The sequence below is a fragment of the Lysobacter sp. MMG2 genome (assembly GCF_016735495.2).
GTDB lineage: Bacteria > Pseudomonadota > Gammaproteobacteria > Xanthomonadales > Xanthomonadaceae > Lysobacter_J.
The window spans coordinates 567,736-592,692 of the sequence record NZ_JAERQY020000002.1; the positions used below are offsets into that span (position 1 = coordinate 567,736).

Here is a 24,957-nt window from a genome sequence, read left to right on the forward strand (position 1 = left end):
GAGTTGTCCGATGAACCGCCTGACGATGCCGCTCCTCGCGAGCGCCGCGTTGTGCCTCGCCCTCGTTGCCTGCAACCGCCAGACCCCGACGGAGCCCGCTGCCGGCGCGCCGGCCAGCGCACCGGCGGCAGCCGGTGAACCCACCGCCGATGAAGCGCGCGCCATCGCCAAGGACGCGTACATCTGGGGCTACCCGCTGGTGGAGAACTACAAGACGCTCTACCAGCAGGCCCTCGACCAGGGCGGGCCCAACTTCCATGCACCGCTGAACCAGATCGGCCATTCGGCCAACGTCGCCACGCCCAAGGACACGGCGATCATCACGCCGAATTCGGACACGCCGTACTCGTTCCTGTGGATGGACCTGCGCGCCGAGCCGCTGGTGCTGTCGATTCCCGCGATGGGCGACAAGCGCTATTTCTCCGTGCAACTGATCGACCTGTACACGTTCAACTTCGACTACATCAACCAGGCGCTGACGAAGGGCAAGGCGGGCAACTTCCTCATCGCAGGCCCCGACTGGAAAGGCGAAACGCCCAAGGGTGTCGACAAGGTGATCCGCTCCGAGACGCCGTTCGCCTACGCGCTGTTCCGCACGCAGCTGTTCGATCCCAAGGACCTGGACAACGTCAAACGCCTGCAATCGCAGTACAAGGTGCAGCCGCTGAGCGCCTTCGCCGGCACGCCCGCCCCGGCCGCGCCGCCGGCGGTGCAGTTCCCGCCGTACGACGCGCGCAAGGCCAACGACGTGGGCTTCTTCTCTTACCTCTCCTTCCTGCTGCCGTATGCGCCGCTGGACGACAGCGAGGCCGCGTTGCGCGATCGGCTGGCGAAGATCGGCGTGGTGCCGGGCAAGCCGTTCGACGAAAACGCGCTGTCTCCCGCGATGCGCCAGGCCCTGCTGGATGGCATCGGTGATGCGAACAAGGAGTTCGAGAACTTCGCCGCCACGCAGATGAGCACCGACAAGGTGCGCAGCGCCGACATGTTCGGTACGCGCGCGCACCTCAAGGGCAACGCGTTGTACCGCTTCGCCGGTGCCAAGCAGGGCATCTATGGCAATTCGGCGTCCGAGGCCGATTACCAGGGCTATCTGGTGGACGCGAAGGGCCAGCCCCTGGACGCTTCCAGGCACGACTACGCGCTGCGCTTCCCCAAGGACGGGCTGCCACCGACGAACGCGTTCTGGTCGATCACGATGTACGACGGCCCGACCAAGCTGCTGGTGGACAATCCGTTGAACCGGTATCTCATCAACTCACCGATGCTGGGTTCGCTCAAGCGCGACGCCGACGGCGGAATCACGCTGTACCTGCAGCATGCATCGCCCGGCAAGGACAAGGAAGCGAACTGGCTGCCCGCACCGGACGGCCCGTTCTACGCGATCCTGCGCAATTACAGCCCCAAGCCCGAGGTGATCGACCGCACCTGGACACGGCCGCCGCTAGAAACCACGCGCTGAGGCAGCGCCACAAAAAAGCCCCGCAATCGCGGGGCTTTTTGTCTGCCGGCGAACGTCCGGCTCAGCGCACTTCCGCCACTTCCACGCCGTCCAGACCCGCGGCCAGCGTCTTCGCGTCGCCACCCTGGGCGAGCTTGATGCGCAGGCGCACTTCGTTCTGCGAGTCGGCGTAGCGCAGCGCGTCCTCGTAAGAGATCTCGCCGGCCTGGTACAGCTCGAACAGGGCCTGGTCGAAGGTCTTCATGCCCAGCTGCACGGATTCCTTCATCAGCTCCTTGAGCTTGTGGATCTCGCCGTCGCGGATGTAGTCCTGCACCAGCGGCGTGCCCAGCAGGATTTCCATCGCCACGCGACGGCCCTTGCCGTCCGGCGTCGGGATCAGCTGCTGCGCGACCACGCCCTTGAGGTTCAAGGACAAGTCCATCAGCAGCTGCTGGCGGCGGTCTTCCGGGAAGAAGTTGATGATGCGGTCCATCGCCTGGTTGGCGTTGTTGGCGTGCAGCGTGCACAGCACCAGGTGACCGGTTTCGGCGAAGGCGATGGCGTGGTCCATGCCCTCGCGCGTGCGCACCTCGCCGATCATGATCACGTCCGGCGCCTGGCGCAGCGTGTTCTTCAGCGCCGCTTCCCAGCTATCGGTGTCGATGCCGACCTCGCGCTGCGTGATGATGCAGCCCTCGTGCTTGTGCACGAACTCGATCGGGTCTTCGATGGTGATGATGTGGCCGGTCGAATTGAGGTTGCGGTAGCCGATCATCGCCGCGAGCGAGGTCGACTTACCCGTGCCCGTCGCGCCGACGAAGATGATGATGCCGCGCTTGGTCATCGCCAGCGTCTTGATCACCGGCGGCAGGTTGAGTTCTTCGACCGTCGGGATCTTGGTCTCGATGCGACGCAGGACCATGCCGACCTGGTTGCGCTGGTAGAAGCAGCTCACGCGGAAGCGGCCGACACCGGCCACGCCGATGGCGAAGTTGCACTCGTGCGTCTTCTCGAACTCCTCGCGCTGCTGCGGGTTCATCACGTTGAGCACCATGTCGCGCGACTGCTGCGGCGTCAGCGGGTTCTGCGTGATCGGCGCGATCTTGCCGTGGACCTTCATCGACGGCGGCATGCCGGCGGTGATGAACAGGTCCGAAGCCTTCTGATGCGCCATCAGCTTCAGGAACGAGGTGAAGTCGATGCTGCCGCCGGTGGCGGCGGACGCGGTGCCGTTGGTGCTGGTGTTCATGCATTGCTCCCCTGGGCCGGGATTCGAGATTCGGGGTAGGGGATTTGCAGGAGCAAACGCTCGTGCTTCCCGACCCGATCACGCTCCACGGCTTTTACGAATCCCGAATCCCGAATCCCCACTCCCGGAATCACTCGAACAACCGCTTGTCCTTCGCGTATTCCTTCGCCTGCGGACGCAGGATCAGGCCGCGCTTGACGAGGTCCTGCAGGTGCTGGTCGAGGGTCATCATTCCGTAGTTCTGGCCGGTCTGGATCGCCGAGTACATCTGCGCGACCTTGTCCTCGCGGATCAGGTTACGGATGGCCGGGATGCCGACCATGATTTCCCACGCCGCGGTACGACCGCCGCCGACCTTCTTCAACAGCGCCTGCGAGATGACCGCGCGCAGCGATTCGGACAGCATCGAGCGCACCATCGGCTTCTCACCGGCGGGGAACACGTCGATGATGCGGTCCACCGTCTTGGCGGCCGAGGAGGTGTGCAGCGTGCCGAACACCAGGTGGCCCGTTTCCGCGGCGGTCAGCGCCAGGCGGATGGTTTCCAGGTCGCGCAATTCGCCCACGAGGATGTAGTCGGGGTCTTCGCGCAGTGCCGAGCGCAGCGCTTCGTTGAAGCCGTGCGTGTCGCGGTGCACCTCGCGCTGGTTGATCAGGCACTTCTGCGAGGTGTGGACGAATTCGATCGGGTCCTCGACGGAGAGGATGTGGCCGTATTCGTTCTTGTTGATGTGATCGAGCATCGCCGCCAGCGTGGTCGACTTGCCCGAACCCGTCGGGCCGGTCACCAGGATCAGGCCCTGCGGCTGGTCGATCAGCTCGCGGAAGATCGGCGGGCAGCCCAGGTCGTCCAGCGACAGCACTTCCGAGGGAATCGTACGGAACACCGCACCGGCACCGCGGTTCTGGTTGAATGCGTTGACGCGGAAGCGGGCCAGGCCGGGAATCTCGAACGAGAAGTCGACTTCGAGGAATTCCTCGTAGTCGCGGCGCTGCTTGTCCGACATGATGTCGTACACCAGCGCGTGGACCTGCTTGTGGTCCAGTGCCGGGATGTTGATGCGTCGCACGTCGCCGTCCACGCGGATCATGGGCGGCAGGCCGGCGGACAGGTGCAGGTCGGAAGCTTTGTTCTTGACTGAGAACGCCAGAAGTTCGGCGATATCCATGCGTGCTCCCCTGCACTGCTGGAGTGAAACGGTGGAACGGAAGTACCCCTGGACCGCAGTATAGCCCTCACCCCTTGCCTTATTTCCACCACTTTCGACGGGAACTGAGACGTGCGCGCGCGCGCCCTTGAGGACATCCTGCTCCAACTGAAGAACGCTGCCGATGCCAGCGGCAGGCCAGAGCCGCGCCTGCTCGCAGTCAGCAAGACCCAGGATGCGACCGCCGTCGCGGAACTGGCCGATGCCGGCCAACGGGCCTTCGGCGAGAACTACGTCCAGGAAGCCGCCGCCAAACAGGCGGCCCTGGCCGACCGCGGCCTGGAATGGCACCTGATCGGCCACCTGCAGTCGAACAAGGCCCGCGAGGCGGCGGCCCAGTTCGACTGGGTCCAGACCGTGGACCGGCCCAAGCTGGTGGAGGCGCTCGCCCGCCATCGCGCCACCGACCGCGCACCGCTGAACGTGCTCATCCAGGTCAACATCGACGACGAGGCCAGCAAGCACGGCTGCCAGCCGGACGATGTCCCGGCGCTGGCGCAGGCCATCGCCGCGCAATCGCGGCTGCGCCTGCGCGGGCTGATGGTCATCCCCACTCCGCACCCCGACCCCGAACAGCGCCGCGGCGCCTTTCGCCGCACCCGTGCGCTGTTCGAGGCGCTGCGCGCGGGGCATCCGGGCGTGGACACGCTGTCGATGGGCATGAGCGACGACTTCGCCGTGGCCATCGCCGAGGGCGCGACGATGGTGCGCATTGGCACGGCGCTGTTCGGGGCGCGTCCGCGCAAGGACCCGCCCGACCCGGCGTGACGGGGAACCAGACCGGTTCCCCGGCCACAACAGTCGCGGCCGGACGGGTTGCTATCCTGCCGCGCATGAGCCACTCCAGCCCCTCGCCTTCTTCCGACCGCATCGCCTTCATCGGCGGCGGCAACATGGCCCGCAGCCTCATCGGCGGACTGGTCGCGCGCGGCCGTCCTGCCGACGCGATCCGCGTCGCCGAACCCGTGCCGGCCCTGCGCGACGCCCTCCAGCGCGACTTCGGCGTGGCGTGCGCAGACCATGCGACCAGTGCCGCCGAAGGCGCCGGCGTGTGGGTGCTGGCGGTCAAGCCGCAGGTCATGCGCGAGGTCTGCACGGCGCTTGCCGGGTTGGCGCAATCGCAGCGACCGCTGGTGATTTCCATCGCCGCCGGCATCACGGCCGGCCAGCTCGACCGTTGGCTGGGCGGCGGACTGCCGATCGTGCGCGCGATGCCGAACACGCCCGCGCTGCTCGGCGCCGGCATCACCGGGCTGTTCGCCAATGCCAGGACGGATGCGGCGCAACGTGCGGGCGCGAGCGCGCTGCTGGAGGCGGTCGGCCCGACGGTGTGGATCGAAGACGAACACCTGATGGATGCCGTCACCGCGGTGTCCGGCAGCGGCCCGGCCTATGTGTTCCTGCTGGCCGAAGCGATGCAGGCCGCCGGCATCGCGCAGGGACTTCCGCCCGAAGCCGCACGCGCATTGGTGCAACAGACGCTGCTCGGTGCGGCGACCATGCTCACCCGCCAGGACGAGCCCGCCGACGTGCTTCGCACGCGCGTCACTTCGCCGGGCGGGACCACGCAGGCGGCGATCGAAACCTTCGAAGCGGGCGGTTTCCGCGATCTGGTTGCACGCGCGATTGCCGCCGCGACCGAGCGCGGCCGCCAGCTCTCCGCCGCCAACGATTGAACGGAGCGACCCCATGCGCCATGCCCTTGCCCTTTCCCTGATGTGCGCCGCGACGCTCGTCGCCTGCGGCGGCAACGCACCGCCGGCACCGTCGTCGGGCAGCGCGGCGGCCTCGCAGGAAGCCGTCAGCCGCATCGGCGACGTGACCATCCGCGCCAGCGCCATTCCCACCGCCACCTTGTCCGAACAGATCGCCACGCAGTACGGCATCGCCCGCGCGGACAACACGGTGATGCTGCTGATCGGCGTGCGCCAGGGCAGCGACGCGCAGGAAACCGCCCTGCCCGCACGCATCACCGCCACTGCCACCGACCTGCGCGGACGTCAGCACCCCATCGAGATGCGCGAGCTGCGCAGCGGCGACTTGCTGGATTACGTCGGCACGATCGACATCTCGCCGCCGGACACGGTGCGCTTCGACGCAACGGTGGTCCGCGAAGGCGGCGCAACGTCGCAGATGCAGTTCACGCGCGATTTTTATCCGCGGTAGTGGGAGGCCGGGAATCGGGAATCGGGAATCGGGAATCGGGAATCGGGAATCGGGAAAGCGTCTCCGAAGCCGTCATCCCGGCGAAGGCCGGGACCCAGGCCCGTAACGCTCGCCCCCCCTCGCAGGTGAACCACGTCACCTCACGGATTCCAGCCTCCGCTGGAATGACGAAATGCAGCAGATGACGCGACAGCCTGGATCCCGGCCCTCGCCGGGATGACGGTCGAGGCGGAGCGGACCCTCACCCCCGCCGCGCACCCCACGCCGCGATCACCCGCGCAATCTCCCGCACGCCATCCGTCAGCGCCGCCGGGCCCGGTTGCAGGATGATCGGCGACTTGATCTCGTGCAGCTCGCCATCGCGCACCGCGGGAATCGCGTCCCAACCTTCGCGCGCGGCGACCTTCTCGGGCCGGAATTTCTTCCCACACCACGAACCCAGCACGATGTCCGGCGCACGCCGGACCACCTCGGACGGATCTTCCAGGATGCGCTGCTTCGCCAGCGACTCGGCCGCGCGTTCGGGAAAGATGTCGTCGCCGCCGGCGATGCGCACCAGCTCGGCGACCCACTGGATGCCGCTGATCAGCGGCTCGTCCCATTCCTCGAAATACACCTTCGGCCGGCACGGCAACGCGGCGGCCTGCGCCTGGATCGCATCGAGCCCGCGCCGCAACTCGTCCGCGTACGCGTTCGCGCGATCGGCCGCGCCGACCAGCGCGCCCAGGCGCCGCACGTAGTCGATGATGCCGTCCACGCTGCGATGGTTGCTGATCCACACTTCCACGCCATGACGGATCAGTTCGCCGGCGATCTCGGCCTGGATGTCGGAAAACCCGATCACGAAATCCGGCTTCAACTTGAGGATCTCGCCGATCTTCGCGCTGGTGAACGCGCTGACCTTGGGCTTTTCCTTTCGCGCGACGGCGGGCCGCACGGTGAAACCGCTGATGCCGACGATGCGGTCCTGCTCGCCCAGCGCGTAGAGCGTTTCGGTCGGCTCTTCGGTGAGGCAGACGATGCGGCGCGGTCCGTGCGTCACGATGCCACCTGCTTGCGGAAACACACCACGCGCTCGGCTTCATCGAAGAAGTGCGCGGCGTCGGCGGGCTGCGCAGGACGCACCTGGATCGCGCGCGTCGCGATCACGGGAACAGCATCCGGCGATGCCACTCGCCGGCGATGTCGCGCTCGTAGGCCTGGCGCTCGTGCAGGCGGAAGTCGGCGCCGTACCAGAACTCGATCACGTCCGGCTTCACGCGCAATCCCGTCCAGCGCGGCGGGCGCGGCACGTCGCGTCCTTCGAACTCGCTCTCGGCATGGGCCAGGCGATGCTCGAACTGCTCGCGCGATTCCAGCGTTTCCGACTGCTTCGACGCCCAGGCGCCGAGCTGGCTGCCGCGCGGACGCGAGGCGAAGTACGCGTCGGCTTCCGCGTCACTGACGATTTCCACCGCCCCTTCGATGCGCACCTGCACGCCGTTGCGCACGCGCGGCCAGTGGAACAGCAGCGCCGCGTGCGGATTGGACTGGAGTTCGCGACCCTTGCGGCCGTCCAGGTGCGTGTAGAAGACGAAACCGCGTGCGTCGTGCGCCTTGAGCAGCACGACGCGCGCCGACGGGCGCGCATCGAGGCTGGCGGTGGCGAGCGTCATCGCGGTGCGGTCGGGCTCGCCGGCGTGCTGTGCTTCGTCGAACAGCACATCGAACGTGGCGAGGGCTTCTTTGAGCAGGGCGGGGGTATCCATTGCGCTATTGTGGGCCGATGCCGCCCCGTCTGCACCCCGCCGCCGGATTCGACGCGCCGCTGGTGGAACGCGTGCTCGCCGACGCGCTTGCGCCCGGGGTGAAGGTGTACGGCATCTGCGGCCTGCAGGGCTCGGGGAAATCGACGTTGGCCGCGCAGGTCGCCGCATTGGCGCGTTCGCGCGGGCAACGCGTGGCGGTGCTGTCGGTGGACGACGTCTACCTCGGGCGTGGCGAACGCCAGCGTCTGGCACGCCGCGTGCACCCGCTGCTGGCCACGCGCGGGCCGCCGGGCACGCACGATGTCGCGTTGGCTTGCACGACACTCGATGCCCTGCGCGCAGGCAGGCCGGTGCCATTGCCGCGCTTCGACAAACTGGCCGATACGCGCCTGCCTCCGTCGCGCTGGCGGCGCGTGGACACGGTCGACCTGGTGCTGTTCGAAGGCTGGTTCCTGGCCACGCCGCCGCAATCGCCCGACGACCTTCGCGAACCGATCAACGCGATCGAACGCGACGAGGATCGCGACGGCGTGTGGCGTCATCACTGCAACGAAGCACTTGGGCGCGATTACCCATCGCTGTGGTCGCGCATCGACCGTTTGCTGTTCCTGCAGCCGCCGGGGTTCGAGACCGTGCCGCAGTGGCGCTGGCAACAGGAGCAGGCGTTGCAGTCGCGCCGCGTAGGCCCGCACGCGATGGACCGGCCGCGTGTGGAGCGCTTCGTGCAGCTGTTCGAACGCGTGAGCCGGCAGGCGCTGCGCACGCTGCCGGGCATCGCCGACTGGACCCTGCGCCTGGACGCGCAGCGACGTCCGCTGGATTGAAGGCGCGTACGGCCGCACTGCGCGATGGCGCCAAGGAATCGCGAGGTTAGAATCCAACCATGAATCCCGCCCCCAACCTCGTTCTCGTAGGCCCAATGGGCGCAGGCAAGACCTGCGTCGGTCGACGCGTGGCGGAGCAGTTCGGGTTGCGGCTGGTCGATGCCGACCGCGAGATCGAACGCATCGCCGGCACGAGCATCAACACCATCTTCGAGATCGAAGGCGAGGCCGGTTTCCGCGCCCGCGAGCGCGCGGTGCTGGCGACGCTGCTGGGCGAGGACGGCATCGTGCTGTCCACCGGCGGCGGCGCGGTGCTCGATCCCGACAACCGCCGCCTCATGCGCGAACGCGGCTTCGTCGTGCACCTGATGGTGAGCGTTGAGCAGCAGCTGGCGCGGCTGGCGCGCGACCGCAGCCGCCCGCTGCTCGCCAGCGGCGACCGCGAGCAGGTGCTGCGCGACCTGTCGACACGGCGTGCGCCGCTGTACGCGGAGGTCGCCGACCTGGTCTTCGACACCGACCGCCACGACAGCACCGCCGCCGCCGAATGGCTGACGCGGGCGCTGGAGGCCCAGTGGCAACGGACGGCCGACACGCGGGCTTCATCCGCCACGGCGGGACAATGCGAAGACGGACCGGCGACCGTCCCCTCCCCTCCCAATCCGGAAACACGATGAGCACCATGCGCACGGTCAAGGTCGAGGGCGAGGCGCGCTACGACATCTGCATCGGACCGAACCTGATGGGCGATTCGGCGCTGTTCGCGCACGCGTTGCGCGGTCGTCATGCGCTGATCGTGAGCGACGAGAACGTCGCGCCGCTGTACGCCGACCGCGTGGAGGCCACGCTGCGCGCGGGGCGTCCGACGCTGGAGATCGCCTGCTTCGTCATTCCCGCCGGAGAGCAGGAAAAGACATTGGCGCGTTTCTGCCAGGCGCTGGACGCCCTGGCCACGCTGGGCGCCACGCGCGATGCGACGGTGGTCGCGCTGGGCGGCGGCGTGGTGGGCGACCTGGCCGGCTTCGCCGCGGCCTGCTGGATGCGCGGCATCGACGTGGTGCAGCTGCCGACGACGCTGCTGGCGATGGTGGATTCCTCCGTCGGCGGCAAGACCGCGGTGGACCTGCCCGCCGGCAAGAACCTCGTCGGCGCCTTCCACGCGCCGCGTGCGGTGATCGCCGACACGTCCTCGCTGCGTACCCTGCCCGATCGCGAACTGCGCGCGGGCCTGGCCGAAGTGGTGAAGTACGGGGCGATCTTCGACGCGGAATTCCTGACCTGGCTGGAAGCGCATGCGCAGGCGCTGCTGTCGGGCGACGACGCGGCGCTGTCGGAGGCGATCGCGCGCTCGTGCCGTTACAAGGCCGAAGTGGTCTCGCGCGATCCGTACGAACACGGCGAGCGGGCGCTGCTCAACTTCGGTCACACCTTCGGCCATGCGATCGAGGCCGAACAGGGTTATGCCGGTGCCGGCAGTGCGGCGCTGAACCATGGCGAGGCGGTGGCCGTGGGCATGGTGCTGGCGGCGCGACTGTCGGCTGCACTGGGCCGGGCGCCGTCGTCGGATACGGCGCGCCTGCAGGCCTTGCTGCAACGCCTGGGGCTGCCGACGGTGGTGCCCGCGGGGCTGGATCCGGAAGCGCTGGTCGCGCGCATGCGCCTGGACAAGAAGGCCGACGCGGCGGGCCTGCGCTTCGTGCTGTGGGAGCGCGCGGGGCAGGCCAAGGTGTGCGCCGGCGTGCCGGACGAACGCGTGCTGGACGTGCTGCGGGCGCGCTGAGGCGCTTCGCGTGAGACTTCCCCTCCCCTTGCGGTAGCGGGACGGCCCGCCGAAGGCGGCCTGCGACCGGGGAGCGGGAAGTACAATCCCCCACCATGCGCCTGCTCCTGCAACAACGGCCCGACGGCCGCGAAGCGCCCCGCTTCGTGCAACTGATGCTGCAGCCCGACCTACTGGGCGGCTGGACACTGGTGCGCGAAAGCGGGCAGATCGGCGGACGCAGTACGTTGCGGCGCGAGCAGTTCCTCGACCAGGCCAGCGCCCTGGCCGCGCTGGAAGCCGCCCGCGATCAGCAGCTCAAGCGCGGTTTCCAGCTGATGTTCGTGCAGGGCGCCGACGCTCCGAAGTAGCCCGTACGGTAAAGCCGGGCGCCCGCAACAGTCCGGTGCGCACAGCCGCACCGCCCCCGCGCGGCGCGAACCGCGATAATGCCGCCCTCGCGCCGTAGCCGCGCCCCGCGCCGAAGGATCCCCGATGACCGCCTCGCCCCTGAAGAACGACCGTTTCCTGCGCGCCCTGCGGCGCGAGCCCGTCGACCACACGCCGGTGTGGCTGATGCGTCAGGCCGGCCGCTACCTGCCGGAGTACCGCGCCACCCGCGCCGCGGCCGGCAGCTTCCTGGGCATGGCGAAGAATCCGGAACTGGCCTGCGAAGTGACGCTGCAGCCGCTGCGCCGCTTTCCGCTGGACGCGGCGATCCTGTTCTCCGACATCCTGACCGTGCCCGATGCGATGGGCCTGGGCCTGTACTTCGTCGAAGGCGAAGGCCCGAAGTTCGAGCGCCCGGTGCGCACGCACGAGGACATCGCCAGGCTCGCCGTGCCCGACATGGACCGCGAGCTGCGCTACGTCACCGACGCGGTGCGCACGATCCGCCGCGAACTCGACGGCGCCGTGCCGCTGATCGGTTTCTCCGGCAGCCCGTGGACGCTGGCCTGCTACATGATCGAAGGCGGCGGCAGCGAGAACTTCTCGAAGGTGAAGGCGCTGGCGCTCAACGACCCGGCGGCGATGCACCGCCTGCTGGACGTGGTGACCGACGCCGTCATCGCCTACCTCGACGCGCAGCGCCAGGCCGGCGCGCAGGCGCTGCAGGTGTTCGACACCTGGGGTGGCGTGCTGTCGCCGTCGATGTACCGCGAGTTCTCGCTGCGTTACCTGCACAAGATCGCGCAGGCGCTGCCGCGCGGTGATGAGAAGACGCCGCTGATCCTGTTCGGCAAGGGCAACGGCGCGTACCTGGAAGAACTCGCCGCCACCGGCGCCGAAGGCGTCGGCGTCGACTGGACCGTCGGCCTGGGCGATGCCGCGCGTCGCACGGGCGGCAAGGTTGCCCTGCAGGGCAACCTTGATCCGGTGACGCTGTACGCGCAGCCGGACGCGATCCGCCGCGAAGTCGGCCGCGCCCTGGACGACTACGCCGCGGGCAACGGCGGCTCGCGCGAAGGTCACGTTTTCAACCTCGGCCACGGCATGTCGCCCGACATGAGCCCGGACCACGTCGCCGCACTGGTGCAGGCGGTGCATGAGTTGAGCGCGCGCTGACAGACGCGCTCCACTGCGCGACGCGACGGAGCGACGAGGCCGCAGCCTGCCCGCTCCGTCCGCCTCGTGACGGCTTGCCTCAGAACTTGAGATTGACGCTGGTGAACAGGTACCGCCCGGCCTGGTCGTAGCCGCGCGGCGCATTGGCATTCTCTGCCAACGTGTTGCCCACCATCGGCGGCGCCTTGTCGAAGAGGTTGTTGATGCCGACGGTCCACTCCGCCATAGCGAGTACCCGTAACGGTGACGGCATCGAGGTCGGTGGCCGCCTGCCCCGACGGCGAGGTTTCCTGCGCCTGCGCGTTGGTGGGAATGACGAGAATGGGGGTGGTCAACGCAAGTGAAAGAACGATCGCGTCGCGCAGCTTGGAGGTGTTCGGGATCATCTCTTCTGATACTCCGGCAGGTAATGGCGGAACCGTGGACTTCCACAGCCGCGGCCGGACGTTCGAAGGAGCGAATCGGTGATCGAATCGCATGACGTACGGGAATGCCGCCGCCATCGCGCCGCAAACAGCGGCACCGCATGCGGTGCTTGCATTCTGGTCGTGCTTGTTCCCCTGCCCAGCCACAAACTGCGTGACTGCGCTATGAATTGCACAAGCAACGGCACGCAATCATTTAGAAAATGTCGTCCACTGCAGCGCGATGCCGTCGCCGCGGCCAAAGCGATATCGCGGGAACACGCCTGCGAAACCCAGAACCGCACGCGAGCGCAGCCATCATGTCGCGCAGGTTGGCCGCTGCAGACGCACAGTCCGGATGGCGATGGAGGTTTCGAAAGGGGGCTGCGTCCGTCATTTCGACGGGGTCCAACGGCGAGGTTAGGCGAATCGGGTTAGCGTCGCGGCACGCTCGCCAGCAACCCCGCCAGCATCCCGCCCGTCACCGGCTTGCGCAGGAAACCCTGGAATCCCGCCGCCGTCGCCTGCGGTTCCACTTCCGCATCCGCACGCGCGGTGATCGCCAGCAGCGGGCGCGTGAAGCCCTGCAGGCGCAACTGTTGCGCCAGCGCGAAGCCGTCCATCCCCGGCAGGTCCAGGTCCAGCAGCGCCGCATCGAACCCGCCCGTCGTCGCCTCCGCCAGCGCCGCCAGCGCGTGCGCGACGTGCACCACGCGATGGCCCTGCGCACGCAGCAGGCCGTAGATCACCTCCGCCACCGTCGGATCGTCTTCCACCAGCAGCAGCGACAGCGGCCCGCCGCGCGCGGCCAGCAGCGCTTCGGCGCCGTCGTGCGCGTCCGGCGCCGCCACCGACGGCAACGGCAGTTCGACCAGGAACCGCGCGCCTTCGCCCGGCGCACTCTCCACTCCGATCGTGCCGCCCATCTCCGCCGTGAGTTCCTGGCAGATCGCCAGGCCCAGGCCGCTGCCGCCGTAACGCGCCGCCGTGCGTGCGCCCTCGGCCTGTTCGAACCGGCGGAACAGCCGCGCCTGCTGCTCCTCGCTCAGGCCCGGGCCGGTGTCGGCGATCTCGAACCGCACGCCCTGCGGCGACAACGCCGACACCCGCAGCGACACCGATCCCTGCTCGGTGAACTTGATCGCGTTCGCCAGCAAATTCAGCAGGATCTGGCACACGCGATTCACATCGCCGCGCAGGCCGCGCGGCGCGTCCGGATCGACCGTGATCAGGAACGACAGCCCGCGCTGTCGTGCCAGCGGCGCCATCAGCGTGGCGGCTTCGTCCACGACCGTGCGCAGGTCGAACGGTGCGTCGGCCAGTTCCAGGCGGCCCGACTCGATGCGCGCCAGGTCGAGCGCGTCGTTGACCAGGCGCAGCAGATGGCGGCCGGCGCGGCGGATCGAATCGACGTAACCGCGTTGCTGCTGATCCAGCGGCGTGTCCATCAGCAGCTCGCTCATGCCCAGCACGCCGGTCATCGGCGTGCGCACTTCGTGGCCCAGCGTGGCGAGGAAACGCGTCTTGGCCAGCGATGCCTGCTCGGCGACTTCGCGTTCGTGTTCCGACCACTGCCAGGCATGGCGACGCTTCAGGCGACGGCGGTACACATCCGCCGTCCACCAACCCACCAGCAACGCCAATCCCGCGAATCCCGCCGTCGCCGTCCACGTCTGCCACCATGGCGGCGACACCGCGAACGACACCGACTGCGGCTGCGACCACACCTGGTCCGCGCCGCGTGCGATCACTTCGAGCCGGTAGTCGCCGGGCGGCAGCTGCGAAAAAACGCGCTCGCCGGTGGACTCCACTTCGATCCAGCCCGGATCGTAGCCGGCGAGGCGGAAACGGTAAGTGTGATTGCTCGCATCGTTGAACGTGAGCAGCCGCGCCACGATGCGCAGGTCGCGATCGCCCGGCGAGATGCGCACGGACTGCGAGGGATCGAGCGCGATGCGCGCTTCGCCGCGGCGCACGTCCACGCTTTCGATCACCAGCGGCGGCGGTTGCAGGTCCGGATGCACGGCGGCGGGATCGAACATCACCAGCCCTTCGGTCGAGCCGACCACCACGCGTCCGTCGCGCGTGCGCATGCGCGGAAGCGAATCGAACTCCTGGCTGGGCAAGCCGTCGCGCACGCCGTACACGCGGGTCGCGCGGCGCACCGGATCCACGCGCATCAGGCCGCGCACGGTGGCCAGCCACGCGACGCCGGCGCCGTCGACGACGATGCCGCTGGGTGCCAGCAGCGGTACGCCTTCCTCCGCGCCCAGTTTCACTTCGCGACGCAGCGTTCCGCCTTCCTGGGCGTAGGCTTCCACGGCGCCGAACCGCGTCAGCCAGACACGCCGGTTCGCATCGATCGCAAACCCATGCACGCGCGTGGCGGGAATGCCGGGCACCGGTTCGAACTGCCGCGCCTGCGCATTCCAGCGCGAGATGCCCTGCGATCCGGCGACCCACAGCGCACCGTCCACACCGGGCGCGATCTGCTCCACGAACACGCCCTTCGGCAAGCCACCGGCATCGCCGGCCTTCAACACCAGGCGCACGCGCCCCTGTGCGTCGCGCGCCTGCACGGCGCCTTCCTCGCTCACCGTCCACAGCGTGCCATCGCGGGTGCGTGCGAGTTTCGCCTCGCCCACCAGTGGGGAATCGGCGCCGCTGGATTCGTTCCAGCGCGTGATCTGCGCGGTGGCCGGATCGATGCGCGCCAATCCGCTCTGGTAGCTCACCCAGACCTGGCCCGCGTCGTCCTCGACGACATCGAACAACCAGAAGCCTTCGCCGACATCACGCGCGACATGCGTGACCGCACCGGTGTCCGGATCCAGGCGATCGAGCACACCGCCGGTGCCCACCAGCCACATGCCGCCGTCGGCCGAAGGAGCGATGCCGCGCACGCTGGCATTGGCGATGGAGGCCGGATCGTCGAGCCGCCGCGACAGCACGGCGAACTGGCGCCATGTTCCGGGCAGGTACCAAAGGCCGTTGCTGCTGCTGGCGAACCACAGGCCGCCTTCGCGGTCCTCATAGCCGCTGACCCACGACGGCCGCACCAGGCCCTGCGCGGCGCCGCTGTACAACGGCACCACGCGCATCTTTCCGGCGTCCTCGCGCCCCAGGCCCTGGGCCACGTCGAACCAGTACGTGCCGGCGCGATCGCACAGCAGCACGTGCAGGATGGTGTCTTCGATGCCCGCTTCGCGCCACGGCGTCGCCGAATAGCGGCCGTCGGGCCTGCGCACGCTCACACCGCGCGGCGTGGCGAACCACAGCGTGCCGTCGCGTTCCGCGCTCAGTCCGTTGGTGAGCGGCGAGGCGAGCGCGTCCTTGGGAACGCGTTCGAAATCGTGTCCGGTCCAACGCGCCACACCGCCCTTCGTGCCGACCCACAGCGCGCCATCGGGCGCGACCAGCAACTGCGAGACTTCGGCATCGGGCAGGCTGCGTTCGTCGCCTTCCCTGGGCATGAAGCGCGTGACCGTGCCGTCCGGCGCGATGCGGTGCAGGCCACCGAATGCCGTGCCGAACCAGACCGCGCCGTCGCGCGTGGAGGTGACGGCCCAGATGTTGTCGTCGCCCATCTGCGGCGTGTTGGCGCGGTTGTAGTAGCGGAAGTGCTTGCGCTCGGCGTCCAGCACCGCGAGCCCGGCCTGCGCCGTCGCCACCCAGACGCGATTGCGCGCATCGGCGTGAACTGCCCAGACGAAGCTGTCGCGCAGGCCCTGCTCGGTGCGCCAGATGCGGAAGCCGCTGCCGTCGTAGCGCGCCAGGCCGTCACTGGTGGCGATCCACAGGTAGCCGTTGGCGTCCTGGGTGATGCCGTTGATGCGGTTGGACGGCAGGCCGTCGGCGACGGTGATCTGCCGCGGACGCGGTGTTTCCGGCAGGGTGGCCCGGGCCGGGAACGCGAGCGCACACGCACACGCCAGCCACAGCCACGCGATTGCCTTTGCCAGCATGTGCGACGAATCCGACGGTAAGAGCCCCGCGCCTAGGCTCGGCGAAGGCGTGCGGCGGCGCAAGTCCGCCCTCACCCCAACCCCTCTCCCGCAAGCGGGAGAGGGGCTTTTGGCCCACTCCCTCGTACTTGGCCCCTCTCCCGTTTACGGGAGAGGGGCTGGGGTGAGGGCCTGACGCCCCGGCACACTCGCCAGCAAGCCCGCCAGCATCCCGCCCGTCACCGGCTTGCGCAGGAAACCCTGGAATCCCGCGGCCGTCGCCTGCGGTTCCACCTCCGCATCCGCGCGCGCGGTGATCCCCAGCAGCGGGCGTGTGAAGCCCTGCAGGCGCAGCTGCTGCGCCAGCGCGAAGCCGTCCATCCCCGGCAGGTCCAGGTCCAGCAGCGCCGCATCGAACCCGCCCGTCGTCGCCTCCGCCAGCGCCGCCAGCGCGTGCGCGACGTGCACCACGCGATGGCCCTGCGCACGCAGTAGGCCGCAGATCACCTCCGCCACCGTCGGATCGTCTTCCACCAGCAGCAGCGACAGCGGCCCACCGCGCGCGGCCAGCAGCGCTTCGGCACCGTCGTGCGCGTCCGGCGCCGCCACCGACGGCAACGGCAGTTCGACCAGAAACCGCGCGCCTTCGCCCGGCGCACTCTCCACTCCGATCGTGCCGCCCATCTCCGCCGTGAGTTCCTGGCAGATCGCCAGGCCCAGGCCGCTGCCGCCGTAACGCGCCGCCGTGCGTGCGCCCTCGGCCTGTTCGAACCGGCGGAACAGCCACGCCTGCTGCTCCTCGCTCAGGCCCGGGCCGGTGTCGGCGATCTCAAACCGCACGCCCTGCGGCGACAACGCCGACACCCGCAGCGACACCGATCCCTGCTCGGTGAACTTGATCGCGTTCGCCAGCAAATTCAGCAGGATCTGGCACACGCGATTCACATCGCCGCGCAGGCCGCGCGGTGCGTCCGGATCGACCGTGATCAGGAACGACAGCCCGCGCTGTCGTGCCAGCGGCGCCATCAGCGTGGCGGCTTCGTCCACGACCGTGCGCAGGTCGAACGGTGCGTCGGCCAGTTCCAGGCGGCCCGACTCGATGCGCGCCAGGTCGAGCGCGTCGTTGACCAGGCGCAGCAGATGGCGGCCGGCGCGGCGGATCGAATCGACGTAACCGCGTTGCTGCTGATCCAGCGGCGTGTCCATCAGCAGCTCGCTCATGCCCAGCACGCCGGTCATCGGCGTGCGCACTTCGTGGCCCAGCGTGGCGAGGAAACGCGTCTTGGCCAGCGATGCCTGCTCGGCGACTTCGCGTTCGTGTTCCGACCACTGCCAGGCATGGCGACGCTTCAGGCGACGGCGGTACACATCCGCCGTCCACCAACCCACCAGCAACGCCAATCCCGCGAATCCCGCCGTCGCCGTCCACGTCTGCCACCACGGCGGCGACACCGCGAACGACACCGACTGCGGCTGCGACCACACCTGGTCCGCGCCACGTGCCTGGAATTCCAGACGGTAACGGCCCGGTGGAAGCTGCGAGAACACGCGCTCTCCCGACGCGCCGTTGTTCACCCATTCGGTGTCGAAACCGACCAGCCGCGAGCGGTACAGATGATGGCGCGCGTCGTTGAACGAGAGCAGCCGGGCCACGATGCGCAGATCGCGATCGTCGTGGCGCAGGCGGAACGGCACGCCCGCATCGAAGCGCACGCGCCGGCCGTCGCGATGCACTTCGATCGTATCGAGCGCGAGGCGCGGCTCGTTATCGTTCGGCCGCACCTGCCGGGGTTGGAACATCACCAGCCCTTCCGGTGTTCCGACCAGAATCAAACCGTCGGAACCGCGCGCAACGGGTGCCTCGGCGAGTTCCTGGCTCGGCAGGCCATCGCGCACGCCGTAGACCCGCACGCGTTGGCGCGCGGGATCGGCGCGTATCAGGCCGCGCATGCTGGTGACCCACAGGATCCCTTCGGCGTCGATCACGATGCCCTCGGCCGCGATCAACGGCATGCCGTGGCGCGTGTCCACACCGCCTGGCAGCGGGATCAGTCCCGGTCCTTGCCATCGATAGGGCTGCAACGCGCCGAAGCGGGCCAACCAGACGTCGTTGCCCTTCCACGCGAAAGCATGCGTCTCGCGCCGATCCACACCGGGCACCGGCTCGAAGCGATGCAGCAGCGCATTCCACGCGAACAATCCCTGCGAGCCAGCCACCCAAAGCGCCCCGTCCGGCCCCGGCGCGGTCTGCGCGACGCTCATCTCGCGCGGCAAACCGCCGTCACTGCCGGCCGGCAGAGACTCAAGGATGCGTCCGTCGTAATCGCGCGCCTGCGCGGAGCCTTGTTCGTCGATCAGCCAGATGCGTCCGTCCGGCGTTTCCACGGGAATGTTGAGGGAACCCAGGATCGGCGCGCGCGCATCGTTCGACAGCCAGCGCACGTAGCGCCCGCTGCGCGGATCGATCCGTGCCACGCCGCCCGCGAAGGTGACCCACACCTGGCCGCGACGGTCCTGCAGAACGTGCTGCCAGCTCAGGCCGCCGCTCACGCGCTGGTCGTCGTCGATGACATGACGGATGTGGCCCGTGTCGGGATCCAGACGATCCAGCGAACCGCCGTTGCCCACCAGCCACATGCCGCCGTCGGCCGTGGGCGCGATCCCGTTGACCTGGGCGTTCGCCATCGTCGTGCGATCACCGACGCGACGCGTCAACACCGCGAACTGGCGCCAGTCCGGATTGAGATACCACAGGCCGTGCGTGTAGCTGACGAACCACAGGCCACCTTCGTGATCTTCGAACGCGCTGACCCACGACGGCCGCACCAGCCCGTGCGAGGCCTGGCTGTACAACGGAGCCACCTCGGCCTTTCCGCCGTTCTCGAAACCCAGTCCCTTGAGGATGTCGAACCAGCGCAGGCCGCTGCGGTCGCGCAGCAGCAGCTGCAGGATCGCAGGATCCTGCGTCGGTGCCGGGCCGTAGGTCCCGCCGGGATGGCGCACGGAAACGCCTTCGTCGGTGCCGAACCACACGGTGCCGTCGGGCTCCACCGTCAGTCCGTTGAGGTGCGGCGACTTCAACGCCGTGGCGGGAACGCGTTCGAAACGCGTGCCCGTCCATCGCGCCGCGCCGCTCAGCGTTCCGACCCACAGCTCGCCCTTCGCGCTGACCGCAAGCTGGCCGACTTCCGCGCCCGGCAGGCTGCCCGCATCACGGGCGGCGGGCATGAACCGGTCGACGCGCCCCCGCACATCCAGGCGATGCAGTCCGCCGGGCGAGGTGCCGAACCACAAGGCGCCGTCCGGCGTCGAGGCGATGGACCACACGCGATCGCTGCCCATCGATGGCGTGTTGCTGCGATCGTAGAAACGGAAGTGCGTGCGGTCGACGTCGAGCATCGCCAGTCCGGCCCGATCGGTCCCCACCCACACGCGGTTGCGCGCATCGACGTGCACGGCCCACAGCAGGTTGTCGCGCAGACCATCTTCCGCCTGCCACACGCGAAAGCCCGTTCCGTCGTAACTGGCCAGCCCGTCCCCGGTGGCGATCCACAGGGTACCGGTGCGGTCCTCGGCGATGCCGTGGATCCGACTGGAAGGCAGTCCGTCATCGATCGTCAATTGACGCAGTCGCGGCACCGTGGACATGGCCCCCGCATCGATCATCCATGAAGCCCACAACAGCAGGATCCATCCGGTCCTGCGCCACCACGACGTACTTTTCATGCCCGTTACGCTGAGCGATCACCCCGACGCTCGGCAAGGCGATTTCATGCGAAGCTTCCTCAGCGCAACGGTTCGTTACACCGATCGCCCGCCCCGTTCACCCGTCTGCGCCTAGAATCCCGCCCATCGTCAACACGGGAGCGCCGCATGTCCGCAAGCCGCAAGCCCGTCCGCCCCGTCTGGCCGGCCGGCACGGCGCGCACCGGGTTACTGCTGGCCATCGTGGCGGCCGCCGCGATACCGGCCGCGCACGCCGCGCAAGCGCAGACGTATTCGCTCGATCCCGTACACACGCGCGTGCTGTTCGCGATCAGCCATGCGGGCTTCTCCCAGGCCATGGGCACGGTGTCGGGCAGCACGGGCACGCTGGTGTTCGACCGCGAGGACTGGCGCAGCGCAAAGCTCGACGTGCGCGTGCCGCTGGAGCGCCTGGACATGGGCGATGCGAAGTGGAACGACGCCGTTCGCGCGGCCAACCTGCTCGACACGAAACGGCATCCCGAAGCGCATTTCGTCTCCACCTCGGTGGAGCCGTCCGATGCGGACCACGCCAAGGTCTGCGGCGATCTCACCCTGCGCGGCGTGACCAAGCCGGTGTGCCTGGACGTCACGCTCAATGCGCTCAAGCGGCATCCGCTGCCGCCGTTCCACCGAACCGCGGGTTTCTCCGCGACGACCACGCTCAACCGCGCGGACTTCGGCATGAACGCATGGAAGAACGTCATCGGCGACACGGTGGAACTGCGCATCGAAGCCGAGGCCGAACGCGCGCGCAATGGCGCGCAGGACGAGTCGCCATCGCCGCAGCCCGAGGCGATGCCATCGCAGGATGTACCGGAACCGTCGACCGACCCCACGACCGAACCCGAGCCCACACCATGATGCTGAGAAATTCCGCCGAACGCTGGGGCTCCGTCAGCCAGTTCCTGCACTGGCTGATCGTGCTGCTGATCCTGTGCCTGGGCGTGGTCGGCCTGGTGATGGTCGAGCTGCCGAAATCGCCGCGTTATTTCTGGGTGTACGACCTGCACAAATCCTTCGGCCTGAGCGTGCTCGCACTGGTGACGCTGCGCTTGCTGTGGCGCCTGGTCGCCGGGGCGCCGCGCCCGGTGGAAGGCACGCCGCGCTGGCAGGAACGCGCTGCTTCGATCACGCACTGGCTGCTGTACGCGCTCACCTTTGCCGTGCCGTTGTCGGGCTGGCTGTACGACTCGCTGAGCGGCCTGCGCCCGCTGCGCTGGTTCTGGCAGTTCAAGGTGCCCAAGCTCGCCGATCCCAGCCAGGAGCTCGCGCCGCTGATGCGCGACACGCACGAATGGCTGTTCTGGGCGCTGATCGCGCTGGTCGCCGTGCATGCTGCCGCCGCGTTCTACCACCACCTTTTCCAGCACGACGTCACGCTCACGCGCATGCTGCCGCGTCGTCGCGCGCCCGCCCCCGCCGACCTGCCCCCCGCTTCGGAGATCCATTGATGTCGATCAAGCCCGTCCTGTTCGCGACCGCGCTCGCCGCGTTCGCTTTCCCCGCCTTCGCCGCCGACTACGTGCAGGCCGGTGGTTCGTCGCTGACGTTCGCCACGAAGTACGAAGGCGAAACCTTCACCGGCAAGTTCCCCAGCTTCACCACGAAGCTGAGTTTCGACCCGGCGAAGCTGGCGACCTCCAAGCTGGACGTGGTGATCCCGCTGGCCGGCACCACCACCGCCAACAGCGATCGCGACGACGCATTGCGCGGCGATGATTTCTTCGCCATCGCCAAGTTCCCGCAGGCGCGCTACACGGCGACGAAGTTCCGCAGCCTGGGCGGGAACCAGTACGCCGCCGACGGCACGCTGACCCTGCGCGGCGCGAGCAAGCCGGTGACGCTGACGTTCACCTGGACGCCCGGCGCGCAGCCGGTGCTCACCGGCAAGGCGACCGTGAAGCGCCTGGATTTCGGCGTCGGCGGCGGCGACTGGGCCGACACGGCGCTCATTCCGAACGAAGTGGCGGTGAGCACGAAGGTGGTGTTCGCGCCAGCGAAGTAGCGCCTGCCCGCAGGTTTCGCCTGAACGGAGCCGAAAGGCTCCGTTCGCGTTTGCGCGCATCGCACCGGCGGGCTCGCTCCAACCGTCATCCCGGCGAATGCCGGAATCCAGGCTGTCACCGCGGGCCTGCGCGATCACGTGTTGACCCGACTCAATCGCCCATCAGGAACGCCGCCAGCCGCTCCGCATCGAACGGCCAGTCCAGCTCCGTCCCGCGCGTCTCATCGCGCAGCACCGGCACCCGCACGCCATAGCGCGCCTCCAGCCCGTCGTCGTCGTCGATGAAGACGCTCTCGAAGTCCGGCACGCGCGCCTGCGCCAGCACTTCCAGCGCCAGATCGCACAGATGGCAGTCGTCACGCTGGAACAGCGTCAGGGCGGGCGCTACGGCAGGCACGGCGTCATGCATCGCAATCCGGCACGGTATGGCGGGGTGGGGCCCGCGGGGCGCGTAGAATAACGGGATTCCCGCCGCCCACGTCGTGCGCGCGGTCCTCATCCCGGAGCAGTACGTGGCCGTCAGCAGTTTCGACCTCTTCAAGATCGGCATCGGGCCGAGCTCCTCCCACACCGTCGGCCCGATGCGCGCCGCCGCGCGCTTCGTCCAGCGCTGGCTGCTGGAAGGCGGCGACGGCAACGGCAGCGAACTGGCGCGCACCGCGCGCGTTCGCGCCGAAGTGTTCGGCTCGCTCGCCCTCACCGGCCGCGGCCACGGCACCGACAAGGCCGTGCTGATGGGCCTGGAAGGCCACCTGCCCAACGAAATCGACCCGGACCTCATTCCGGCCGCGCTGGAACGCATTCGCGCCAGCAAGCGCATCCGCCTGTTCGACCGCCACGAGATCGGCTTCGACGAGAAGCACGACCTCATCATGAACAAGCGCCAGAAGCTGCCGTTCCACACCAACGGCATGCGCTTCACCGCGTTCGACGCGGACGGCGGCGTGATCGCCACGCGCGATTACTACTCCGTCGGCGGCGGCTTCGTGGTGAACCAGGACGAAGCGGCCGAAGACCGCATCGTCGCCGACACCACCGACCTGCCCTACCCGTTCCACTCCGGCGACGAACTGCTCGCGCGCAGCCGCGACAGCGGTTTGAGCATCGCCCAACTGATGTACGCCAACGAGCAGGTGTGGCGCACGCCGGAGCAGATCGACGCGGGCCTGGACGAAATCTGGAATGCGATGCAGGCCTGCGTGGCGCGCGGCATCCGCGAGAAGGGCACGCTGCCCGGCGGCCTGCATGTGTCGCGTCGCGCGCCCGCGCTGCATTCGGAACTGTCGTCGCGTCCGGAAGCGGCGATGCGCGATCCGCTCACCACGCTGGATTGGGTCAACCTCTACGCACTGGCGGTGAACGAAGAGAACGCCGCAGGTGGCCGTGTCGTCACGGCGCCGACCAATGGCGCGGCGGGCATCATTCCCTCGGTGCTTCATTACTACGATCGCTTCTGCCCGGGCGCGAACATCCAGGGCGTGCGCACGTTCCTGCTGACGGCCGCGGCGGTGGGCATCCTCTACAAGGAAAACGCCAGCATTTCCGGCGCGGAAGTGGGCTGCCAGGGCGAAGTCGGCGTGGCCTGTTCGATGGCCGCGGCAGGTTTGACGGCGGCCATCGGCGGCACGTCGAGCCAGATCGAGAATGCCGCGGAAATCGGCATGGAACACAACCTGGGCCTGACCTGCGACCCGATCGGCGGCCTGGTGCAGATCCCGTGCATCGAACGCAATGCGATGGGCGCGGTGAAGGCCATCAACGCCAGCCGCATGGCGATGCGCGGCGACGGCAAGCACAAGGTCTCGCTCGACAAGGTCATCAAGACCATGCGCGACACCGGCCGCGACATGCAGGACAAGTACAAGGAAACCTCGCGCGGCGGGTTGGCGGTTAACGTCATCGAGTGCTGAGGATTCGGTGCGTGCAATGATGCGATCCGGGCCGCGTCAGCGGCCCGTTTTGTTTGTGGGTTCGTCTTGGCGGCGGAAGGTGGCGGGGATCGGGACTTCATGCCGTCCAGGAAGAACATCATGCCGTTCGATGCGTCACGCCGTCCGAAACATCACGTCATCCGGAGTATCACGTCATCCCGGCGAAGGCCGGGACCCAGGCTGTCACACCTTCCGACACCTCCCGTCATTCCAGCGAAAGCTGGAATCCATTTTGCTGTTGCTGTTCATAGGCAGCGGGCAAGCGTGAAAAGATCCTGGAGAGTGCCGCCGTGCGGCGGCCCAGAAGCCCCCGCCTTCGTGGGAATGACGAGCAACGTCATCCCGGCGAAGGCCGGGATCCAGGCTGTCACGCCTTCCGCCATCTCACGTCATTCCAGCGAAGGCTGGAATCCATCTTGCTGTTGATAGCCAACGGGGAAAGCGTGGAACGTCCCTGGATTCCCGCCTACGCGGGAATGACGGTGACGTGGTTTGCCGCGCAGGGAGTGCCCGCACGTTGAGGCCCTGGATCCCGGCCTTCGCCGGGATGACGGTGAGGGTAGGTGGCGGTGGCGGTGGCGGTGGCGGTGGCGGTGACGGTGACGGTGGCTGTTGCTTTTGCTGCTGATATTTCTGTTGCTGTTGCTGTTGCAATCGAACAGCCTTTCAGGTCACTAGCCCCGAAGGGCGCCGCACATGGATGTGCGGCGGTGAGCGCTGAGCCATGGATGGCGAATCGCGAACGCGCCCTTGCGCTGTCCGGTCGTGGGATTGATCTGGGCCCACTGCCCTTTCTTTTGGTTACTTTTCTTTGGGCAAGCAAAGAAAAGTGACCCGAGCGGCGTAGCCGATCGGAAGCTTTGCTATTGCTCCTTCTTTGAGAAGCCTGAGAAAGCCAAATCAAAATGGATTCCAGCTTTCGCTGGAATGACGGTGACAAGGTTTGCCGTCATCGGAGTGCCC

The 24,957-nt window shown here is 68.3% G+C and carries 21 protein-coding genes and 1 pseudogene; 14 read left to right on the forward strand and 8 right to left on the reverse strand.

Annotated elements, in window-relative coordinates:
• Nucleotides 1-10 precede the first annotated feature (10 nt).
• Nucleotides 11-1,462, forward strand: a complete 1,452-nt coding sequence (locus tag JI752_RS10645; protein WP_216963526.1) for a DUF1254 domain-containing protein — start codon at nucleotides 11-13, stop codon at nucleotides 1,460-1,462.
• Nucleotides 1,463-1,523: 61 nt separating this feature from the next.
• Here JI752_RS10645 and JI752_RS10650 read toward each other — a convergent pair whose 3' ends face one another.
• Nucleotides 1,524-2,693: a PilT/PilU family type 4a pilus ATPase gene (locus tag JI752_RS10650; protein ID WP_216963529.1), complete on the reverse strand. Its 1,170-nt coding sequence runs from the start codon at nucleotides 2,691-2,693 to the stop codon at nucleotides 1,524-1,526.
• Nucleotides 2,694-2,823: 130 nt separating this feature from the next.
• Nucleotides 2,824-3,861 (reverse strand): type IV pilus twitching motility protein PilT, encoded by a 1,038-nt coding sequence (locus tag JI752_RS10655; RefSeq protein WP_216963531.1) that lies wholly within the window; start codon nucleotides 3,859-3,861, stop codon nucleotides 2,824-2,826.
• A 147-nt stretch (nucleotides 3,862-4,008) separates the two neighbouring features.
• Between JI752_RS10655 and JI752_RS10660 the strand changes: the two genes are divergently transcribed.
• From JI752_RS10660 to JI752_RS10670, 3 genes are read left to right on the forward strand one after another with little or no spacing between them, the layout of a single operon-like run.
• Nucleotides 4,009-4,668, forward strand: coding sequence for a YggS family pyridoxal phosphate-dependent enzyme (locus JI752_RS10660; RefSeq protein ID WP_216964291.1), 660 nt, complete (start codon nucleotides 4,009-4,011; stop codon nucleotides 4,666-4,668).
• A 56-nt stretch (nucleotides 4,669-4,724) separates the two neighbouring features.
• Nucleotides 4,725-5,576 carry a pyrroline-5-carboxylate reductase gene (gene proC, locus JI752_RS10665; protein ID WP_216964293.1) on the forward strand — a complete coding sequence of 284 codons (852 nt, stop codon included), beginning with the start codon at nucleotides 4,725-4,727 and terminating at the stop codon, nucleotides 5,574-5,576.
• Between the two features lie 13 nt (nucleotides 5,577-5,589).
• Entirely contained in the window at nucleotides 5,590-6,066 is a 477-nt protein-coding gene (locus JI752_RS10670; RefSeq protein WP_216963535.1) for a DUF4426 domain-containing protein, read from the forward strand.
• A 241-nt stretch (nucleotides 6,067-6,307) separates the two neighbouring features.
• Here JI752_RS10670 and JI752_RS10675 read toward each other — a convergent pair whose 3' ends face one another.
• Entirely contained in the window at nucleotides 6,308-7,108 is an 801-nt protein-coding gene (locus JI752_RS10675) for a cobalamin-binding protein (RefSeq protein ID WP_345777342.1), read from the reverse strand.
• A gap of 103 nt (nucleotides 7,109-7,211) precedes the next feature.
• Nucleotides 7,212-7,814 carry a pyridoxamine 5'-phosphate oxidase gene (gene pdxH, locus JI752_RS10680; RefSeq protein WP_216963537.1) on the reverse strand — a complete coding sequence of 201 codons (603 nt, stop codon included), beginning with the start codon at nucleotides 7,812-7,814 and terminating at the stop codon, nucleotides 7,212-7,214.
• 17 nt (nucleotides 7,815-7,831) lie between these two features.
• Here pdxH and JI752_RS10685 point away from each other — a divergent pair, with 17 nt between their 5' ends.
• From JI752_RS10685 to hemE, 5 genes and pseudogenes are all read left to right on the forward strand, one after another.
• On the forward strand, nucleotides 7,832-8,638 hold the full coding sequence (locus tag JI752_RS10685) for a kinase (RefSeq protein ID WP_216963540.1): 807 nt from the start codon (nucleotides 7,832-7,834) through the stop codon (nucleotides 8,636-8,638).
• Nucleotides 8,639-8,697: 59 nt separating this feature from the next.
• A pseudogene (locus JI752_RS10690) lies at nucleotides 8,698-9,180 on the forward strand (shikimate kinase); the annotation flags it as partial.
• A 131-nt stretch (nucleotides 9,181-9,311) separates the two neighbouring features.
• Entirely contained in the window at nucleotides 9,312-10,418 is a 1,107-nt protein-coding gene (gene aroB / locus JI752_RS10695) for a 3-dehydroquinate synthase (RefSeq protein WP_216963545.1), read from the forward strand.
• Nucleotides 10,419-10,513: 95 nt separating this feature from the next.
• On the forward strand, nucleotides 10,514-10,768 hold the full coding sequence (locus JI752_RS10700; protein WP_216963547.1) for a WGR domain-containing protein: 255 nt from the start codon (nucleotides 10,514-10,516) through the stop codon (nucleotides 10,766-10,768).
• Between the two features lie 124 nt (nucleotides 10,769-10,892).
• Complete coding sequence (hemE, locus tag JI752_RS10705; RefSeq protein WP_216963550.1) at nucleotides 10,893-11,963, forward strand: uroporphyrinogen decarboxylase; 1,071 nt, start codon at nucleotides 10,893-10,895, stop codon at nucleotides 11,961-11,963.
• Between the two features lie 79 nt (nucleotides 11,964-12,042).
• On the opposite strand, the gene JI752_RS10710 is transcribed toward hemE, so the two are convergent.
• The 3 genes from JI752_RS10710 to JI752_RS10720 form a co-directional block, all read right to left on the reverse strand.
• Nucleotides 12,043-12,189 carry a hypothetical protein gene (locus JI752_RS10710; RefSeq protein ID WP_216963552.1) on the reverse strand — a complete coding sequence of 49 codons (147 nt, stop codon included), beginning with the start codon at nucleotides 12,187-12,189 and terminating at the stop codon, nucleotides 12,043-12,045.
• 612 nt (nucleotides 12,190-12,801) lie between these two features.
• Nucleotides 12,802-16,332: a hybrid sensor histidine kinase/response regulator gene (locus JI752_RS10715; protein WP_216963554.1), complete on the reverse strand. Its 3,531-nt coding sequence runs from the start codon at nucleotides 16,330-16,332 to the stop codon at nucleotides 12,802-12,804.
• Between the two features lie 144 nt (nucleotides 16,333-16,476).
• Nucleotides 16,477-19,959: a hybrid sensor histidine kinase/response regulator gene (locus tag JI752_RS10720; protein ID WP_254200543.1), complete on the reverse strand. Its 3,483-nt coding sequence runs from the start codon at nucleotides 19,957-19,959 to the stop codon at nucleotides 16,477-16,479.
• A gap of 225 nt (nucleotides 19,960-20,184) precedes the next feature.
• Here JI752_RS10720 and JI752_RS10725 point away from each other — a divergent pair, with 225 nt between their 5' ends.
• From JI752_RS10725 to JI752_RS10735, 3 genes are read left to right on the forward strand one after another with little or no spacing between them, the layout of a single operon-like run.
• Complete coding sequence (locus tag JI752_RS10725; protein ID WP_216963558.1) at nucleotides 20,185-20,919, forward strand: YceI family protein; 735 nt, start codon at nucleotides 20,185-20,187, stop codon at nucleotides 20,917-20,919.
• Nucleotides 20,916-21,509, forward strand: coding sequence for a cytochrome b (locus tag JI752_RS10730; RefSeq protein ID WP_216963560.1), 594 nt, complete (start codon nucleotides 20,916-20,918; stop codon nucleotides 21,507-21,509). The genes JI752_RS10725 and JI752_RS10730 overlap by 4 nt, the downstream gene beginning before the upstream one ends.
• Nucleotides 21,509-22,063, forward strand: coding sequence for a YceI family protein (locus tag JI752_RS10735; protein ID WP_216963562.1), 555 nt, complete (start codon nucleotides 21,509-21,511; stop codon nucleotides 22,061-22,063). The genes JI752_RS10730 and JI752_RS10735 overlap by 1 nt, the downstream gene beginning before the upstream one ends.
• Before the next feature lie 151 nt (nucleotides 22,064-22,214).
• On the opposite strand, the gene JI752_RS10740 is transcribed toward JI752_RS10735, so the two are convergent.
• Nucleotides 22,215-22,460: a glutaredoxin family protein gene (locus tag JI752_RS10740; RefSeq protein WP_342315958.1), complete on the reverse strand. Its 246-nt coding sequence runs from the start codon at nucleotides 22,458-22,460 to the stop codon at nucleotides 22,215-22,217.
• Between the two features lie 115 nt (nucleotides 22,461-22,575).
• On the opposite strand from JI752_RS10740, the gene JI752_RS10745 reads away from it, so the two are divergent.
• The gene (locus JI752_RS10745) at nucleotides 22,576-23,973 is read left to right on the forward strand and encodes an L-serine ammonia-lyase (protein ID WP_216964297.1); all 1,398 of its coding nucleotides are present in this window, start codon (nucleotides 22,576-22,578) and stop codon (nucleotides 23,971-23,973) included.
• A gap of 584 nt (nucleotides 23,974-24,557) precedes the next feature.
• On the forward strand, nucleotides 24,558-24,827 hold the full coding sequence (locus tag JI752_RS10750) for a hypothetical protein (RefSeq protein ID WP_216963566.1): 270 nt from the start codon (nucleotides 24,558-24,560) through the stop codon (nucleotides 24,825-24,827).
• The last annotated feature ends 130 nt before the right edge of the window (nucleotides 24,828-24,957 follow it).